Genomic DNA, 15,511 nt, shown 5'->3' with positions numbered 1-15,511 from the left:
CCCGTGTGCCCCGGGGACGGGGCGGGGGGCGGTGCCCGGGCCGGGCCCGCGGTGCCGTTACGCCGCCGATTCCTGTTCGGCCAGGACCCGGGCGTTCCAGTCGCCCTTGATCGCGCGCCAGCCCTCGTCCGTCTCGCCGAGCCGCCAGTAGCCGGAGATCGACAGGCGTTCCTTCGGGACGCCCCGCTCCAGGCGGAGGTGGCGGCGCAGGTCCTTCACGAAACCGGCCTCGCCGTGGACGAAGGCGTGCACGTCGCGGGAGGGGAACTCGAAGGCCCTGACCGCCTCGGTCAGGATCTCGCCGAGCGGGCGGGTGCCGCGGTGGAGCCAGACCGGGACGACGCCGTCGGGGGTGGCGATCTTCTGCTCGTCCTGCGGGCCCTCGACCTCCACGAACGCGTGCACCCGCGCGCCCACCGGCATCCGCTCCATCGCGGCCCCGATCGCCGGCAGCGCACTCTCGTCGCCCACCAGCAGGTGCCAGTCGGCCGTCGGGTCGGGGGCGTAGGCGCCGCCGGGGCCGAGGAAGCGGACCAGTTCGCCCGGCTGGGCGCGCGCGGCCCAGGGGCCGGCCAGGCCCTCGTCGCCGTGGACGACGAAGTCGAGCGTCAGCTCCAGGTGCGCCGGGTCCCACGACCGGACCGTGTACGCACGCTGGCGGGGCCACGCCTCACGCGCGTACTCCGCGCGGATCCGGTCCAGGTCCCACGGCGAGGGGTAGGTGACACCCTCGGGTGCGAACAGCAGCTTGATGTAATGGTCTGTGAACTCGCCCGCACTGAACCGGACCAGTCCGGCACCACCCAGCACCACGCGCACCATGTGCGGCGTCAGCCGCTCTGTGCGCACGACGACTGCAGTGCCGATCTTGCGGGCGCGTCCTTCTGCCACGGCGTATCCCCTTGCTCCCCTGAAACTTAGGATTACCTAAGTTAGCACCTCAAGGGCGGAGCGCGCTGCTGAGGCGCGACACCGCTCCGCCGAGACCCCACCGGCGCGCCAGCGCATCGACGAGTTCCGGCTGCGCGGGCACCGCCGGCAGAGCGGGGTCGAACGCAGGAAGGGGGACGCCGGAGGCCACCTGGACCACCTTCGGAGCGACCGCCAGATAGGGCCGGGATTCGTCCAGCCGCTTGCGCTGGGCGGGGGTCAGCTTCGACTTCGGGTCGTCGATCGCCGCGATGATCCCGGCCAGCGTGCCGTACGCGTCCAGAAGCTTCGCCGCCGTCTTCTCGCCGATCCCCGGGACCCCGGGCAGCCCGTCGCTCGGGTCCCCGCGCAGCAGGGCCAGGTCCGCGTACCCGGGGCCGTCCACCCCGTACTTCTCGCGCAGCCACGCCTCGTCCGTCACCTGCAGCGTGCCGACCCCCTTGAGCGGGTACAGCACGCGCCGCTGCCGGGCGTCGTCCACCAGCTGGTACAGGTCCCGGTCGCCGGTGACGATGTCCACCGGGCCGGTGGCGCGCGCCGTGAGCGTGCCGATCACGTCGTCGGCCTCGTACCCGGCGACCCCCACCCGGGCGATCCCGAACGCGTCCAGCGCCGCCTCGATGATCGGCACCTGCGGTGCCAGGGTGTCCGGGGTCTCCTCCACGTCCGGTCCGGACTCGGTCTCCTCCGCGACCCGGTGGGCCTTGTAGGAGGGGATCAGCTCCACCCGCCAGTGCGGGCGCCAGTCGGCGTCCATGCACGCCACGAGATCGTCCGGGCGGTGGTCCTGGACCAGGCGCCCGATGAAGTCGAGCAGCCCGCGCACCGCGTTGACGGGGGTGCCGTCCGGGGCCTTCACGGAGTCCGGCACGCCGAAGTACGCGCGGTAGTAGAGGGAGGCGGTGTCCAGCAGCATCAGGCGTCGAGTCGTCGTCACGGTGACGATGATGCCGCAACCCTCACGTGTACCCGCGGCGGACGGTTACGGCCCGGGGCACGGAAAGTGGCCGCGAGAGCGATCGGACATGGCACGGGAGTTTCACCCGGGGCGTACCTTGGTGAGCTCTTGCGCGCGAAACCGGGGGCGGTTGCTGCGTAAGGTGCTTACAGCACACCGAAGTGAGACGGACGCCGACGTACGCCGACGGACCAGACAAGGGGAGGGCAGCCCCGCCATGGACGACAGGGACGGCTCGGACGACAAGGAACGCGACAAGGACGCCAAGGAACCGCTCCGGGTGGGTGTGGCCGTGCGCAAGCGGCGCCGGGCGCTGCACCTCACCCTCGCCGCCGTATCGGCGCGCAGCGGCCTGTCGGTGCCCTTCCTGAGCCAGATAGAGAACGAGCGGGCCCGGCCCAGCATGCGGTCCCTCGAGCGGGTCGCGGACGCGCTGGAGACCACGGCCGTCGAGCTGCTGGCCGCGTCCGACACCGCGCGCACGGTCGACCTCGTACGGGCCGGCGACGAATCCGGGCTCACACCGGTCCCGGGCGTGCGTCCCCTCGTACGCGGACACCACCAGCTGCACGCACTGGAGTTCACCGGGGACCAGGACGCCGGCCGCGAGTACCAGCACCGCAACGACGAGCTGATGTACGTGGTCTCGGGCGCCTGCCAGGTGGAGGCCGAGGGGCGGGCGTACCGGCTGGAGAGCGGGGACGCGCTGTTCCTGTCCGGCGGCGTACGGCACCGCTGGCGGGCCGTCTCCGAGGACACCCGGCTCCTGGTCGTGGCGGTCGGGGAGCACATCCACGCGACCTCCGAGCCGCCCTCGCCCGGGCGCTGAGCGGATGCGGGTCGTCTCGCTGGTGCCCTCGCTGACCGAGGCGGTCGCGGTGAGCGCTCCCGGGCTGCTCGTCGGGGTGACCGACTGGTGCACCCACCCGGCGGACCTCGGGGAGCGGGGCGCGGTGCGCATCGGGGGTACGAAGAACCCCGACGTGGAGCGGATCACGGCGCTGCGCCCGGACCTGGTGATCGCCAACGAGGAGGAGAACCGGGCCCCGGACCTGGCGGCGCTGCGGGCGGCCGGGGTTGAGGTGCTGGTCACCGAGGTACGGGAGCTGCCGCAGGCGCTGACCGAGCTGGACCGGGTGCTGGTGGGAGCCCTGGGGCTGGCGAGGCCGCGGTGGCTGGACGAGGCCGAGGCCGCATGGGCGCGGGTGGAGCCGGCCGGCCCGCTCCGGGCGTTCGTACCGGTGTGGCGGCGGCCCTGGATGGTGCTCGGCCGGGACACCTTCGCGGGCGATCTGCTGGCGCGCCTCGGCGTGCGCAACGTCTACGCCGGCCACGACGAGCGGTACCCGCGGGTGCCGGTGGAGGAGCTGGCCGCTGCCGGCTGCGATCTGGTGGTGCTCCCCGACGAGCCGTACCGATTCACGCGCGAGGACGGCCCGGAAGCCTTCCCGGACCGCCCGTCCGCCCTGGTCAGCGGCCGCCACCTCACCTGGTACGGCCCCTCGCTGGCCGAGGCCCCGGCGGTACTGGCGGCGGCCCTGCGGGCCGCTCGCTAGCGGGGCAGCAGGGTGCCGGTGAGCAGGCCGCGCAGGGTGTGGGCGGCGGCCAGCAGCCAGGCGGTCAGCAGGGCCAGGAACAGGGCGGCCGCGAGCCAGGCGAACGCGGTCAGGCCGGTGTGGCGGGCCAGGCCGGCGGCGCCGGTGACGCAGGTGCCGACGGGGAAGGTCAGCGCCCACCAGGTCATCGCGAAGCCCATGCCGCCCCGGGCCGCCCGGACGAGCATCGCGGCGGCCAGGGCCAGCCACAGCAGGGCGAACCCCATCACGGGCACGCCGTACACGACCGCGAAGGCGCCGAGCGCACCGGCGTAGGGGGCGCCGATCGCCTGCGGGGCCATGTCGGCGAGCTGGTTGACCGCGGTGGTGGACTGGCCGAGGGGGCCGAGGACCAGGAACAGCGTGGGGGTCAGCAGCAGGGGCAGGGGGCCGCTCGTGATCAGCCGGCCGAACACCAGGGGCAGCATCAGCAGCGTGGCGAGCAGGCTGATGCCGAACATGGCGTAGCAGGCCAGCAGCAGCGCCTCGCGGGGCTGGCCGGCGGGCAGGTGCGGTATCAGCAGGGGGCCCAGGGCGGCGGAGACCATCGGGGCGACCAGGGGCAGCAGCCAGACGGGGGTGGCCTGCGCGGCCTCGACCTTGTGGCGGACCACCATCAGGTACGGCACCACCACCGCCATGAGCAGGCCGATCGCGGTGCCGGCGGTGAACAGCACGGCGTCGACGGCGACCGCGGCGCTCACGCCGATCAGGTCCTTGCCGACGATCAGGGTGCCGCCGCCGACGGCCAGCAGGGCCATCGCGAGGCACCCGTAGAACGGGGCCACGGCGGGGTCGAGGAGATGGGCGCGGGCCTGGTCGCGGTGGTGGAGCCAGTGGCCGGCGCGGGCGGTGAGCAGGAGGGCGAGGGCCGCGGCGGACAGCGCCCAGACGATCTGGCAGGCCACGCGCTGGCCGGGCACCTGGTACGGGAGGGTCGCGCCGGCGTTGGCGACGATCGCCGTGCCCATGACGGACGCGTACCAGTTGGGGCCGAGGTGACGGAGCGCCGGGAAGGCCTTGTGGGCCTGGGGGGTCCGGGAAGTGTGTTCGTGAGGTCGCACGAGGGTGGTGGCCATGGACCCAGCGTCGTCTCGGGGACCGGCGGACGGCAGGGGCCAACTCTCTATGAGGTCATAAACTGACTTTATGGGTAACGAGGAGTGGGTTCCGCTGGCACACCGGGTACCGGACCTGGGAGCGCTGGAGCTGCTGCTCGCGGTGGCGCGGGTCGGCAGCCTGAGCGGAGCGGCCAGGCGCATGGGCATCACCCAGCCCGCCGCGAGCAGCCGGATCCGGGCGATGGAGACCCGGCTGGGCGTGGCGCTGGTGGACCGTTCGCCGCGGGGGTCGACCCTGACGGCGGAGGGGGCGCTCGTCACGGACTGGGCGCGGCAGGTGGTGGAGGCGGCGGAGGCGTTCGACGCCGGGGCGCAGGCGCTGCGCGGGCGGCGCGACTCGCGGCTGCGGGTGGCCGCCAGCATGACCATCGCGGAGTACCTGCTGCCGGGGTGGCTGATCGCGCTGCGCGGACAGCGGCCGGGGACCGCGGTGTCGCTGCACGCGGGGAACTCGGCGGTGGTCGCGGAGCGGGTGCTCGCGCACGAGGCGGACCTGGGCTTCGTGGAGGGGCTGTCGGTGCCGGAGGGACTGGACTCGGCGGTGATCGCGCAGGACCGGCTGGTGGTGGCGGTGGCCCCGGGGCACGCGTGGGCGCGGCGGACGCGGGGCGTCGAGGCGGCGGAGCTGGCGGCGACGCCGCTGATCCTGCGGGAGCGGGGGTCCGGGACCCGGCAGGTGCTGGACGCTGCGCTGGCCGGGAGCGGAGGGCTGGCGGCGCCCCTGCTGGAGCTCGCGTCGACGACGGCGGTGAAGGCGGCGGCGGTGAGCGGGGCGGGGCCGTGCGTGCTGTCGGAGCTGGCGCTGGGGGACGAGCTGGCCACGCGGCGGCTGGTCGAGGTCCCGGTGTCGGGGGCGGCGCTGGGGCGGGCACTGCGGGCGGTCTGGCCCGTGGGCGCCAGACCGGCGGGCCCGGCCCGCGACCTGCTGTCCCTTACCCGCGCCACCCCGTGACCTCCACCCGCTGACGGCTGCGGGGGTTCATGGGTTCGGGGGCTCGTCCCCGTAGGCGGTGCGCGCGGCCCGGGGGCCACGGCGGCCGCACACCCCTACCCACCGGTAAAACCATCTGGCAGGCTGCCGCCATGAATCTTCCCGCCGGTGGAGACAGGGCCCGGTACGACCGGGCCACCGCGCATCTTGACGCGCCCCTGGCCATCGTCGATCTCGCCGCGTTCGACGCCAACGCGGACGATCTCGTCCGCCGGGCCGGCGGCAAGCCGATCCGCGTCGCCAGCAAGTCCGTCCGCTGCCGCGCGCTCCTCGAACGGGTCCTCGCCCGGCCCGGGTTCGCCGGGATCATGTCGTACACCCTCGCCGAGTCGATCTGGCTGGCCCGCTCCGGCTTCGAGGACGTGCTGCTGGCCTATCCGTCCGCCGACCGCGCCGGGTTCGCCGAGCTCGCGGGCGACCCGAAGCTGGCCGCCGCCGTCACCGTCATGGTCGACGACCCCGCCCAGCTGGAGCTGATCGACAACTCCCGGGACGGCGCCGGCACGCAACGGATCCGCGTCTGCCTCGAACTCGACACCGCGCTCCACCTGTTCGGCGGCAGGGTCCGCGTCGGCGCCCGGCGTTCGCCGCTGCGCGATCCCGCCGCGGTCGCGGACCTCGCCCGTACGGTCTCCGCCCGGCCCGGCTTCCGCGTCGTCGGGATCATGGGCTACGAGGGCCACGTCGCCGGCGTCGGCGACGCCCTCGCGGGGCGCCCGCTGCGCTCCCGCGCCATCCGGCTCATGCAGGCCACCGCCCGCAAGGAGCTCGCTGCCCGTCGCGCCGAAGCCGTACGGGCCGTCCGAGCGGTCGTCCCGGACCTGGAGTTCGTCAACGGCGGCGGCACCGGCAGCGTCCAGCAGACCGCCGCCGAGGACGCCGTCACGGAGATCGCCGCCGGCTCGGGGCTCTACGTACCGCGGCTGTTCGACAACTACACGTCCTTCCGCGGCCGCCCCGCCGCGCTCTTCGCCCAGCCGGTGGTCCGCAGGCCCGGCGTCGGCGTGGTCACCGTGCTCGGCGGCGGCTACCCCGCCTCCGGCGCGGCCGGGGCGGACCGGCTCCCGGTCCCGTACCTCCCCCAGGGCCTGCGCTACGACCCCCAGGAGGGGGCCGGCGAGGTGCAGACCCCGCTGCTCGGCAGCCCGGCCGACGATCTGCTGATCGGCGACCGGGTCTGGTTCCGGCACGCGAAGGCGGGCGAACTGTGCGAGCGCTTCGACGCGTTGCACCTGATCGAGGGAGACCGGGTGACGGCCACCGTCCCGACCTATCGGGGCGAGGGCCGCACCTTCCTCTAGTACGCCTGGTACGCCTAGTACACGCTGTCCGTCTGGTCGGGGATGACACTGGTGTCACCCCGGCGGACGGGGCCCGCAGTGCCGTCGTGGTCGACGTAGCCCGTGGTCGAGCACGGGTACGGCGTGCTCTTCTGCTTCTTCGGCTCGATGAACATCGGGTTCACGATCCACTTGCCGTCGCCGTTGTCGTACGCACGGCACATCAGCTCGTTCTTGTTCCGGTTCACGACCAGCCGCAGCGCGGTCGCGTCCCGCAGGAACGAGATGTCGGTGTCGGAGTCGCCCGCGGCGAACACCTGGCGGCGGGCAGCCGGCTGGACCTTCTCGGCGGCCGTGCCACGGGCGCCGAAGATTTCCTTGTTGATCCAGCACCGCTTGCCGTCGATGTACGTGATCATCGTGTCGGCGCCGTCCTTCACCGATCCGCAGCCCTGCAGGTGCGCGGTGAACTTCCCGCCGGACGCGGTCGTGTTGCGGATGCCGATGACGTGGTCCGCGTCGACGCCGACGCCCTTGGCCCACACCTCGACGACCGGCTGCGGCGAGGCCGAGCTGATCCAGACGTCGAAGCCGGCCTTCTGCAGGCCGGCTATGAGGTCCTTCTGCTGGTCGTAGTAGCGGACCCAGCCGGTGGCGGTACCGGTACCGACCTGCTGCTTGGCGCCGACCGGCGCGGCCAGGTTCTCGGCCTGCGCGGCGGCCGCGAAGCCGCGGACCTCGCGTGCGGTCCAGCCCTGCATCAGCTGGGGCAGCCAGGCGTACGCAGGCTCGATGGTGCGGTGGTCCCAGCCGGCGAAGGCGGCGGCGCCGGAGCGGGTCGCCGCGGTGCCGTAGACGGCGGCGAGCTCGTCGGCGCAGCCCGCGCCCTCGGGGGTGCCGGTGGGCAGCGGGTCGCCGGGGCGGGCGAGGGCGCCGCAGGCGTCGGCGAGGGCCTGGGCGGCGGCCGGGGTGAGGTAGCGGCTGGTGGCGGTCCAGTCCCCGGCAGCGGGCCGGCGGATCTTGCCGTTCCGCAGCAGCCAGTACATGGTGGCGTCGCCGACGTCGTTCTTGACGACGGTGTTGTCCCAGTCGAAGACGGCGACGGGTTTGTTGCGGCTCGGCCGGTAGGGGTTGCACTTGCCGTACTGGTCCACCAGCTGCTGGAGCCGGGCCTGGTTGTCCCCGTACCAGCCGGCGGCGAGCTGCGGGGTGGTGCAGTGGGCGCCGGGGCGGGCCGCCTGGGCGGCGGGCGCGGCGGCGACGAGGGTGCCGGCGGCGATCGCGACGGCGGCGCCGACGGCCTGCAGCCGTCGTGCGGTGCTACGTGGGGTCACTGAGGTGAACACTCCCTGCTTCCAACGAAGATCATCTCGGACGGTAGAACACGACAGCCGGGCGTCGTGCGACGCCCGGCTGTCGGGGGAATGGAGTACGGGTGAACGCTCGGGGCCCGCAGGGCCTGCCGGCGGAGCCGGTCTACAGGGGGGTGACGTACGCGCCGGAGATGCCGCCGTCGACCAGGAAGTCGGTGGCGTTGATGAACGAGGAGTCGTCGCTGGCCAGGAAGGCCACGGCGGCGGCGATCTCGGTGGGCTCGGCGAACCGGCCCAGCGGGATGTGCACGAGACGGCGGGCCGCCCGCTCCGGGTCCTTGGCGAACAGCTCCTGCAGCAGCGGGGTGTTGACCGGACCCGGGCACAGGGCGTTGACGCGGATGCCCTCTCGCGCGAACTGCACGCCGAGCTCGCGGGACATCGCGAGCACGCCGCCCTTGGAGGCGGTGTACGAGATCTGCGAGGTCGCGGCGCCCATGATGGCCACGAAGGACGCGGTGTTGATGATCGAGCCGCGGCCCTGGCGCTGCATGTAGGGCAGGGCGGCCTTGCAGCACAGGTACACGGAGGTGAGGTTGACGTCCTGGACGCGCTTCCAGGCCTCGAGGCCGGTGGTGAGGATCGAGTCGTCGTCCGGGGGCGAGATGCCCGCGTTGTTGAAGGCGATGTCGACGGAGCCGTAGGTGTCGAAGGCGGTCTTGAACAGGGCCTCGACCTCCTCGGGGCTGGTGACGTCGACCTTCACGAACAGGCCGCCCACCTCCTCGGCGGCGGCCTTGCCGGCCGTCTCGTCGATGTCGGCGCAGACCACGTTGGCGCCTTCGGAGGCCAGACGGCGGGCGGTGGCGAGGCCGATGCCGCTGCCGGCTCCGGTGATGACGGCGGTACGGCCGACCAGGCGGCGGCAGACGATCTCGGTGTCAGAAGTGGTCATGGTGTGCTCAGGCCTCCGTGCTGATGAAGACGTTCTTGGTCTCGGTGAATGCGGTGAGGGCGTCGGGTCCGAGCTCGCGGCCGAGTCCGGACTGCTTGTAGCCGCCGAAGGGGGTCCAGTAGCGGACGCTGCTGTGGGAGTTGACGGACAGGTTGCCCGCGGATACGGCGCGCGAGACGCGCAGCGCGCGGCCGACGTCACGGGTCCAGAGGGAGCCGGAGAGGCCGTACTCGGTCGCGTTGGCCAGCCGTACGGCGTCCTCCTCGTCCTCGAAGGGGAGGACGACGGCGACCGGGCCGAAGACCTCCTCGGCCGCCACGGGCGCGGTGGGGGCGACGTCCGTGACGAGGGTCGGCGGGTACCAGAAGCCGGGGCCGTCGGGGGCGGTGCCGCGGATCGCGGTGAGGTCGTCGGTGACGTACGACCGCACGCGGTCCAGCTGTACGCGGGAGATCAGCGGCCCCATCTGGGTCTTCTCGTCGGCGGGGTCGCCGACGCGAACGCCCTCGATGCCGGGGGCGAGGAGCTCCAGGAACCGGTCGTAGGCCGAGCGCTGGACGAGGATCCGGGTGCGGGCGCAGCAGTCCTGTCCGGTGTTGTCGAGGAAGGCCATCGGCGCCGCGGCGGCGGCCGCCTCCAGGTCCGCGTCGGCGAAGACGATGTTGGGGCTCTTGCCGCCGAGTTCGAGGGTGACCCGCTTCACCCGGTCGGCGCACTTGGCCATGATCTGCTTGCCGACCGGGGTGGATCCGGTGAAGACGATCTTCGCGACGCCCGGGTGCTCGACGAGCGCGTCTCCGGTGACCGTCCCGCGGCCGGGGAGCACCTGGAAGAGGTGTTCGGGGATCCCGGCCTCGAGGGCGAGTTCGGCGAGGCGCAGCGCGGTGAGCGGGGTGGTCTCGGCGGGCTTGAGCAGGACGGCGTTGCCCGCGGCCAGGGCCGGGGCCAGGCCCCAGGCGGCGATCGGCATGGGGAAGTTCCACGGGGCGATCACGCCGATGACGCCGAGGGGTTCGAGGAAGGTGACGTCGATGCCGCCGGCGACGGGGATCTGGCGGCCGGAGAGCCGCTCCACTCCGCCGGCGGCGAATTCGAGCAGGTCACGGACGTTACCGGCTTCCCAGCGGGCGTTGCCGATGGTGTGCCCGGCCTCGCGGACCTCCAGCTGGGCCAGTTCCTCGATGTGCCCGTCGACGACCGCGGCGAAGCGGCGCAGCAGCCGGGCCCGGTCGGCGGGGGCGGCCGCCGCCCAGCCGCGCTGGGCCGCGGCGGCCCGCGCGACGGCGGTGTCGACATCGTCCCGTGTGGCGGCCGGGACGATGGCGACGATTTCCTCGGTGGCCGGATTCAGGACTTCCAGCACATCGGACACGTGGTGCCTCACAGACTCTCGGTTCGGTGGCGTGCGTGGCGCGCGGTGGCATGCGGGCGCGCGGTGGCATGCGGGGCGCGCGGCGTGCGGGGCGGGGTGGCTACAGGCGCTCGAAGGAGCGGCGCAGTTCCCAGTCGGTGACCGCGGAGTCGTACGCGTCCAGTTCGACGCGCGCCATGTTGCGGTAGTGGGCGACCACCTCGGGCCCGAAGGCCGCCTTGGCGATCTCGCTGTTCTCCCAGAGCTCCGCGGCCTCGCGCAGGGTGGTGGGAACGTGCGCGAAGTCCGCGGTGTACGCGTTCCCCGCACAGGCCTCCGGCAGCTCGAGGCGGTTCTCGACGCCGTAGAGCCCGGCCGCGACCAGGCCGGCGACGGCGAGGTACGGGTTGACGTCCCCGCCCGGCAGGCGGTTCTCGAAGCGCATGGAGCGGCCGTGGCCGACGACCCGGAGCGCACAGGTCCGGTTGTCCACGCCCCAGGCGACGGCGGTCGGCGCGAAGGATCCCGGCCGGAAACGCTTGTATGAATTGATGTTCGGGGCGTAGAGAAGGGAGAAGTCGCGCAACGCGGCCAGCTGTCCGGCCAGGAAGTGCCGCATCACCGGTGACATTCCGCCCGGGCCGTCACCGGCCATCGCGTTGTGCCCGTCGGCGTCGCCCAGCGAGAGGTGGATATGGCAGGAGTTGCCCTCGCGCTCGTCGAACTTGGCCATGAAGGTGAGCGAGACGCCTTCCTGGGAGGCGATCTCCTTCGCCCCGGTCTTGTAGACGGCGTGCTGGTCACAGGTGGTCAGCGCCTCGTCGTAGCGGAAGGCGATCTCGTGCTGGCCGAGGTTGCACTCGCCCTTCGCGGACTCGACGATCAGGCCCGCGGCCTGCATCTCGTTGCGGATCCGGCGCAGCAGGGGCTCGATGCGGCCGGTCCCGAGGACGGAGTAGTCGATGTTGTACTGGTTGGCGGGGGTCAGGCCGCGGTAATTGGCGTTCCAGGCCTGCTCGTAGGTGTCCTGGAAGACCATGAACTCCAGCTCGGTGCCGACCATGGCCGTGTACCCGTGCTCGGCGAGGCGCTCGAGCTGGCGGCGCAGGATCTGCCGGGGCGCGGCGACCACGGGCGAGCCGTCGTTCCAGGCGAGGTCGGCGAGGAGGAAGGCGCTGCCCGGGTTCCAGGGGATCCGGCGCAGCGTCGCGAGGTCGGGGTGCATGGCGAAGTCGCCGTAGCCCCGGTCCCAGGAGGACATCTCGTACCCGTCGACGGTGTTCATGTCCGTGTCGACGGCGAGGAGGTAGTTGCAGCCCTCGGTGCCGTGCGCGAGGACCTCGTCGAGGAAGAACTGTGCGGCGAACCGCTTGCCCTGGAGCCGCCCCTGCATGTCGGGGAAGGCCAGGACCACGGTGTCGATCTCGCCGCTGGCTACGAGGGCGCGGAGCTCCTCGGGTGCGAGCGGCGGCTTGCGGTCTACCACTGGAATCTCTCCTTCGGTGAGCCGAGGAGGCCTAAGGTATTGAATAGAACCATTGCTTGGGAAGGGGAGGAGCCGAGATGACCGACACGACGAGCGAAGGCGGCGCGATCGCGCGGCTGAATCCGGTGCTGCGACAGGTGCGGGCGGGCAACGGTTTCGAGGAGGCGCTGGAGCAGATCCTCCAGGTGGTCCGGCTGGGGCTGGTGCCGGGCGGGGAGCGGCTGCCGCCCGAGCGGGAGCTGGCGGAGCGGATGGGGATCAGCCGGGTCACCCTGCGGGAGGTGCTGAAGGTGCTCCAGGACCAGGGCCTCGTCGAGGCCCGGCGCGGGCGGTACGGCGGAACGTTCGTGCTCCCCCGCCCCGACACCCCCGTCGGCGGTACCGAGGACGAGCTGCGCCGGCGCGTGGTGGGCGTGGACATCGAGGACGTCCTGCGGTTCCGCGAGGTCCTGGAGGTGGGCGCGGCCGGGCTGTGCGCCTCCCAGGGGCTGACCGGGGAGGGCGCCGAACGGCTGCTCGGCGCGCTGACCGCCACTCATGACGCACCGCTGCCCGACTACCGCCGCCAGGACACCCTCTTCCACCTCACCCTGTGCGAGCTCGCCGGATCCGCAACCCTCACGGCCCAGTACGCGGCCGTCCGGGCCACCGTGAACGACCTGCTGGACTGCATCCCGCTGCTGGTGCGCAACCTGGAGCACTCGCAGCAGCAGCACTCCGCGCTCGTCGAGGCGGTGCTGGAGCGGAACGCGGACGCGGCGCGCGAGGTGATGCGCGAGCACTGCTGCGGAACGGCCGCGCTGCTGCGGGGGTTTCTGGCCTAGGGGGGCGGGCGCGGGGTGGGTGCGGGGGTGGCTCGTGAGGCTTTCGTAACCCTTGTTTAACGCAGGGGTCTTGCGCTCTCCACTCCGCTACGGCAAAGGTACGCCCCACAACCATTGCCCTAGGCAGGAGCGCACATGGCCGACGACACCGAGGCACGGCTCGCAGCCGTACCCGAACCCACCACGTCCCCCGAAGGCGGCGACGCCTATCTGGAACGCCGTACGCTCCGCCGCGGCAGCGCGGGCTGGCTGCTGCTGACCGGCCTCGGCGTCGCGTACGTCGTCTCCGGCGACTTCTCCGGCTGGAACGTCGGCCTCGCCCAGGGCGGCTTCGGCGGGCTCGCCATCGCCACCGCCCTGATGGGTGCGATGTACGCCTGCCTCGTCTTCTCCCTCGCGGAACTGTCCGCGATCCTGCCGACGGCCGGCGGCGGCTACGGCTTCGCCCGCCGGGCGCTCGGCACCTGGGGCGGCTTCCTCACCGGCACCGCGATCCTCATCGAGTACATCCTGGCCCCGGCCGCCATCGCCATCTTCATCGGCGACTACGTCGAATCCCTCGACCTCTTCGGCCTCACGTCGGGCTGGCCCGTCTACCTCGCCTGCTTCGCGATCTTCATCGGCATCCACCTGTGGGGCGTCGGCGAGGCGCTGCGCTTCTCCCTCGTCGTCACCGCGATAGCCGTGATCGCGCTGATCGTCTTCGCACTGGGCGCCTTCACCGAGTTCGATCCTTCGAACCTCGACAACATCGCCGTGGACACCACCGCCGCCGGCTCCAGTTCCTGGCTGCCGCTGGGCGTCCTCGGCATCTGGGCCGCGTTCCCGTTCGGCATGTGGTTCTTCCTCGGCGTCGAGGGCGTACCGCTGGCCGCCGAGGAGGCCAAGGACCCCGTGCGCTCCATGCCGCGGGCCCTGTCGATCTCCATGGGCATCCTCGTCCTGCTCGCGCTGGTCACCTTCCTCGCCTCGACCGGAGCGCGCGGCGCCGACGCCATCAAGGACGCCGGGAACCCGCTGGTCGTCGCCCTCGAAGGCAACCCGGGCCTGTCCTGGCTGAAGACCTTCGTCAACTACGCGGGCCTGGCCGGGCTCGTCGCCTCGTTCTTCTCCCTCATCTACGCCGGCTCGCGCCAGCTGTTCGCGCTCTCCCGCGCCGGCTACCTGCCGCGCTTCCTGTCCCTCACCTCGAAGCGCAAGGCCCCGTACCTCGGCCTGCTCATCCCCGGCGCGATCGGCTTCGCGCTCGCCGCGGCCACCGGGAACGGCCCGCGCATGCTCAACATCGCGGTGTTCGGCGCGACCATCTCGTACGCGCTGATGGCCCTCTCCCACATCGTGCTCCGCAAGCGGGAGCCGGGCCTGGAGCGCCCGTACCGCACGCCGGGCGGCATCGCCACCTCCTCGGTGGCCTTCGTCCTCGCCCTGTCGGCGCTCGTCGCCACCTTCCTGGTGGACAAGGACGCGGCGTTCATCGCACTGGGTGTGTACGCCGTCGCCCTCGCCTACTTCGCGCTCTACAGTCGGCACCACCTGGTGGCCTCCGCGCCGGAGGAGGAGTTCGCGGCGCTGGCGGAGGCCGAGGCCGAACTGACCCGAGACTGACCGTCGTTCTTCGTCCCTAGGAGGTAGCAACAGTGCCCAGGCCGCTCATCGGCATCACGACCTACGTGGAGGAATCCACCCGCTACGGGGTGTGGGACGTCCCGACGTCCCTCGTACCCACCGGGTACTACGAACTCGTCCAGGCGGCGGGCGGCGCGGCCGTGCTGCTCCCGCCGGACGAACCCGGATCGGCGGCGGAGGTGCTGAGCCGGCTGGACGGCCTGGTCGTCGCGGGCGGCCCCGATGTGGACCCGGTCCGCTACGGAGCCGAACGCGACCCGCGTACGGGGGCCCCCGCGACGCAGCGGGACGAGTGGGAACTCGCCCTGATCGAGGCGGCCTTGGCGGCGGGCATGCCGGTGCTGGGCATCTGCCGGGGCATGCAGGCGCTGAACGTGGCCCTGGGCGGCACGCTGGCCCAGCACATCGACGGCCATGCGGTGGCTCCGGGTGTCATGTCCTGGCACCCGGTCCGCCCGGTTCCGGACACGCGGTACGCGGCGCTGGTGCCGGAGGAGGCGGAGGTCCCGACCTACCACCACCAGGCCGTCGACCGCCTGGGCCGGGGCCTGATCGCCTCGGCGCATGCGGTCGACGGCACGGTGGAGGCCATCGAACTTCCCGACTCCGCGCACTGGGTCCTGGGCGTCCAGTGGCACCCCGAACGCGACAAGGACACCCGTGTGATGTCCGCCCTGGTCGAAGCCGCCGCACTCACCTCGGCGGTCCTGACCTAGCGCCTCCCGCGCCTTTTGCCGCCGCAGGCCCCCGCCGGCACCTCCCGGCGCGGCCGGCCGAATCCGGCCCCGCCGGCGTTTGAGGCGCGGGGGTTCGGGGGCGGGCCCCCGCGGTGGCGCCGCACGCGCACTCCCGGGCTTCCGCGGTCCGGACCGTGCGGGCCGCCGCTGCGCGGGGCGTGTCCCCGACCCGCCCTTCCACCGTTCCCCGGGGCTCCGCCCGGACCCTGCGCCTCGATCGCAGGCTGGGCTGGACGGCCCGGGGCTCCGCCCGGACCTGGCGCCTCAAACGTCGGCGGGGCTGGAGGATCCGGGGCTCCGCCCCAGACCCTGCGCCTCGATCGCAGGCTGGGCTGGACGGCCTG

At 72.9% G+C, this 15,511-nt stretch carries 14 protein-coding genes; 7 read left to right on the top strand and 7 right to left on the bottom strand.

Annotated elements, in window-relative coordinates; genetic code table 11:
• Nucleotides 1-57: 57 nt before the first annotated feature.
• Together ACZ5WG_RS33565 and ACZ5WG_RS33560 are read right to left on the bottom strand one after the other, a co-directional pair.
• On the bottom strand, nucleotides 58-891 hold the full coding sequence (locus tag ACZ5WG_RS33565; protein ID WP_468728162.1) for a siderophore-interacting protein: 834 nt from the start codon (nucleotides 889-891) through the stop codon (nucleotides 58-60).
• A gap of 49 nt (nucleotides 892-940) precedes the next feature.
• Nucleotides 941-1,846 (bottom strand): 5'-3' exonuclease, encoded by a 906-nt coding sequence (locus ACZ5WG_RS33560; RefSeq protein WP_468728363.1) that lies wholly within the window; start codon nucleotides 1,844-1,846, stop codon nucleotides 941-943.
• 259 nt (nucleotides 1,847-2,105) lie between these two features.
• Here ACZ5WG_RS33560 and ACZ5WG_RS33555 point away from each other — a divergent pair, with 259 nt between their 5' ends.
• Nucleotides 2,106-2,717, top strand: coding sequence for a helix-turn-helix domain-containing protein (locus tag ACZ5WG_RS33555; RefSeq protein ID WP_051832331.1), 612 nt, complete (start codon nucleotides 2,106-2,108; stop codon nucleotides 2,715-2,717).
• A 4-nt stretch (nucleotides 2,718-2,721) separates the two neighbouring features.
• The gene (locus ACZ5WG_RS33550; RefSeq protein WP_468728161.1) at nucleotides 2,722-3,444 is read left to right on the top strand and encodes a helical backbone metal receptor; all 723 of its coding nucleotides are present in this window, start codon (nucleotides 2,722-2,724) and stop codon (nucleotides 3,442-3,444) included.
• Here the strand turns inward: ACZ5WG_RS33550 and ACZ5WG_RS33545 are convergent.
• Nucleotides 3,441-4,562 (bottom strand): TDT family transporter, encoded by a 1,122-nt coding sequence (locus ACZ5WG_RS33545; RefSeq protein WP_468728159.1) that lies wholly within the window; start codon nucleotides 4,560-4,562, stop codon nucleotides 3,441-3,443. The genes ACZ5WG_RS33550 and ACZ5WG_RS33545 overlap by 4 nt on opposite strands.
• A 70-nt stretch (nucleotides 4,563-4,632) precedes the next feature.
• Here ACZ5WG_RS33545 and ACZ5WG_RS33540 point away from each other — a divergent pair, with 70 nt between their 5' ends.
• On the top strand, nucleotides 4,633-5,556 hold the full coding sequence (locus ACZ5WG_RS33540) for a LysR family transcriptional regulator (protein ID WP_468728158.1): 924 nt from the start codon (nucleotides 4,633-4,635) through the stop codon (nucleotides 5,554-5,556).
• A gap of 131 nt (nucleotides 5,557-5,687) precedes the next feature.
• Nucleotides 5,688-6,896, top strand: coding sequence for an amino acid deaminase/aldolase (locus ACZ5WG_RS33535; protein WP_468728156.1), 1,209 nt, complete (start codon nucleotides 5,688-5,690; stop codon nucleotides 6,894-6,896).
• Between the two features lie 14 nt (nucleotides 6,897-6,910).
• On the opposite strand, the gene ACZ5WG_RS33530 is transcribed toward ACZ5WG_RS33535, so the two are convergent.
• The 4 genes from ACZ5WG_RS33530 to ACZ5WG_RS33515 form a co-directional block, all read right to left on the bottom strand.
• Nucleotides 6,911-8,209: a haloacid dehalogenase-like hydrolase gene (locus tag ACZ5WG_RS33530; RefSeq protein ID WP_468728155.1), complete on the bottom strand. Its 1,299-nt coding sequence runs from the start codon at nucleotides 8,207-8,209 to the stop codon at nucleotides 6,911-6,913.
• Between the two features lie 142 nt (nucleotides 8,210-8,351).
• A complete protein-coding gene (locus ACZ5WG_RS33525; RefSeq protein ID WP_030860205.1) occupies nucleotides 8,352-9,143 on the bottom strand; it encodes a 3-oxoacyl-ACP reductase in 792 nt (263 codons plus the stop codon).
• Nucleotides 9,144-9,150: 7 nt separating this feature from the next.
• Nucleotides 9,151-10,515: an aldehyde dehydrogenase family protein gene (locus ACZ5WG_RS33520; RefSeq protein WP_468728154.1), complete on the bottom strand. Its 1,365-nt coding sequence runs from the start codon at nucleotides 10,513-10,515 to the stop codon at nucleotides 9,151-9,153.
• A 100-nt stretch (nucleotides 10,516-10,615) separates the two neighbouring features.
• Nucleotides 10,616-11,980: a glutamine synthetase family protein gene (locus tag ACZ5WG_RS33515; RefSeq protein ID WP_468728153.1), complete on the bottom strand. Its 1,365-nt coding sequence runs from the start codon at nucleotides 11,978-11,980 to the stop codon at nucleotides 10,616-10,618.
• 77 nt (nucleotides 11,981-12,057) lie between these two features.
• Here ACZ5WG_RS33515 and ACZ5WG_RS33510 point away from each other — a divergent pair, with 77 nt between their 5' ends.
• The 3 genes from ACZ5WG_RS33510 (at nucleotide 12,058) to ACZ5WG_RS33500 (ending at nucleotide 15,146) form a co-directional block, all read left to right on the top strand.
• Complete coding sequence (locus ACZ5WG_RS33510) at nucleotides 12,058-12,804, top strand: FadR/GntR family transcriptional regulator (protein ID WP_468728152.1); 747 nt, start codon at nucleotides 12,058-12,060, stop codon at nucleotides 12,802-12,804.
• Between the two features lie 135 nt (nucleotides 12,805-12,939).
• Complete coding sequence (gene eat / locus ACZ5WG_RS33505; RefSeq protein WP_468728151.1) at nucleotides 12,940-14,409, top strand: ethanolamine permease; 1,470 nt, start codon at nucleotides 12,940-12,942, stop codon at nucleotides 14,407-14,409.
• A gap of 32 nt (nucleotides 14,410-14,441) precedes the next feature.
• Nucleotides 14,442-15,146: a gamma-glutamyl-gamma-aminobutyrate hydrolase family protein gene (locus ACZ5WG_RS33500; protein ID WP_468728150.1), complete on the top strand. Its 705-nt coding sequence runs from the start codon at nucleotides 14,442-14,444 to the stop codon at nucleotides 15,144-15,146.
• Nucleotides 15,147-15,511: the final 365 nt, after the last annotated feature.

The sequence above is a fragment of the Streptomyces sp. NPDC032745 genome (genome assembly GCF_055579465.1).
Note: the sequence above shows the minus strand (reverse complement) of the source record. Positions and strands in the feature narration are given on the sequence as shown.

What these genes read in the sequence shown, in the direction of transcription:
- ACZ5WG_RS33555 (WP_051832331.1), top strand. Translation starts at nt 2,106, where the DNA reads ATGGACGACAGGGACGGCTCGGACGACAAGGAACGCGACAAGGACGCC.
- ACZ5WG_RS33545 (WP_468728159.1), bottom strand. Translation starts at nt 4,562, where the DNA reads ATGGCCACCACCCTCGTGCGACCTCACGAACACACTTCCCGGACCCCC.
- eat (WP_468728151.1), top strand. Translation starts at nt 12,940, where the DNA reads ATGGCCGACGACACCGAGGCACGGCTCGCAGCCGTACCCGAACCCACC.
- ACZ5WG_RS33535 (WP_468728156.1), top strand. Translation starts at nt 5,688, where the DNA reads ATGAATCTTCCCGCCGGTGGAGACAGGGCCCGGTACGACCGGGCCACC.
- ACZ5WG_RS33550 (WP_468728161.1), top strand. Translation starts at nt 2,722, where the DNA reads ATGCGGGTCGTCTCGCTGGTGCCCTCGCTGACCGAGGCGGTCGCGGTG.
- ACZ5WG_RS33510 (WP_468728152.1), top strand. Translation starts at nt 12,058, where the DNA reads ATGACCGACACGACGAGCGAAGGCGGCGCGATCGCGCGGCTGAATCCG.
- ACZ5WG_RS33560 (WP_468728363.1), bottom strand. Translation starts at nt 1,846, where the DNA reads ATGCTGCTGGACACCGCCTCCCTCTACTACCGCGCGTACTTCGGCGTG.
- ACZ5WG_RS33525 (WP_030860205.1), bottom strand. Translation starts at nt 9,143, where the DNA reads ATGACCACTTCTGACACCGAGATCGTCTGCCGCCGCCTGGTCGGCCGT.
- ACZ5WG_RS33540 (WP_468728158.1), top strand. Translation starts at nt 4,633, where the DNA reads ATGGGTAACGAGGAGTGGGTTCCGCTGGCACACCGGGTACCGGACCTG.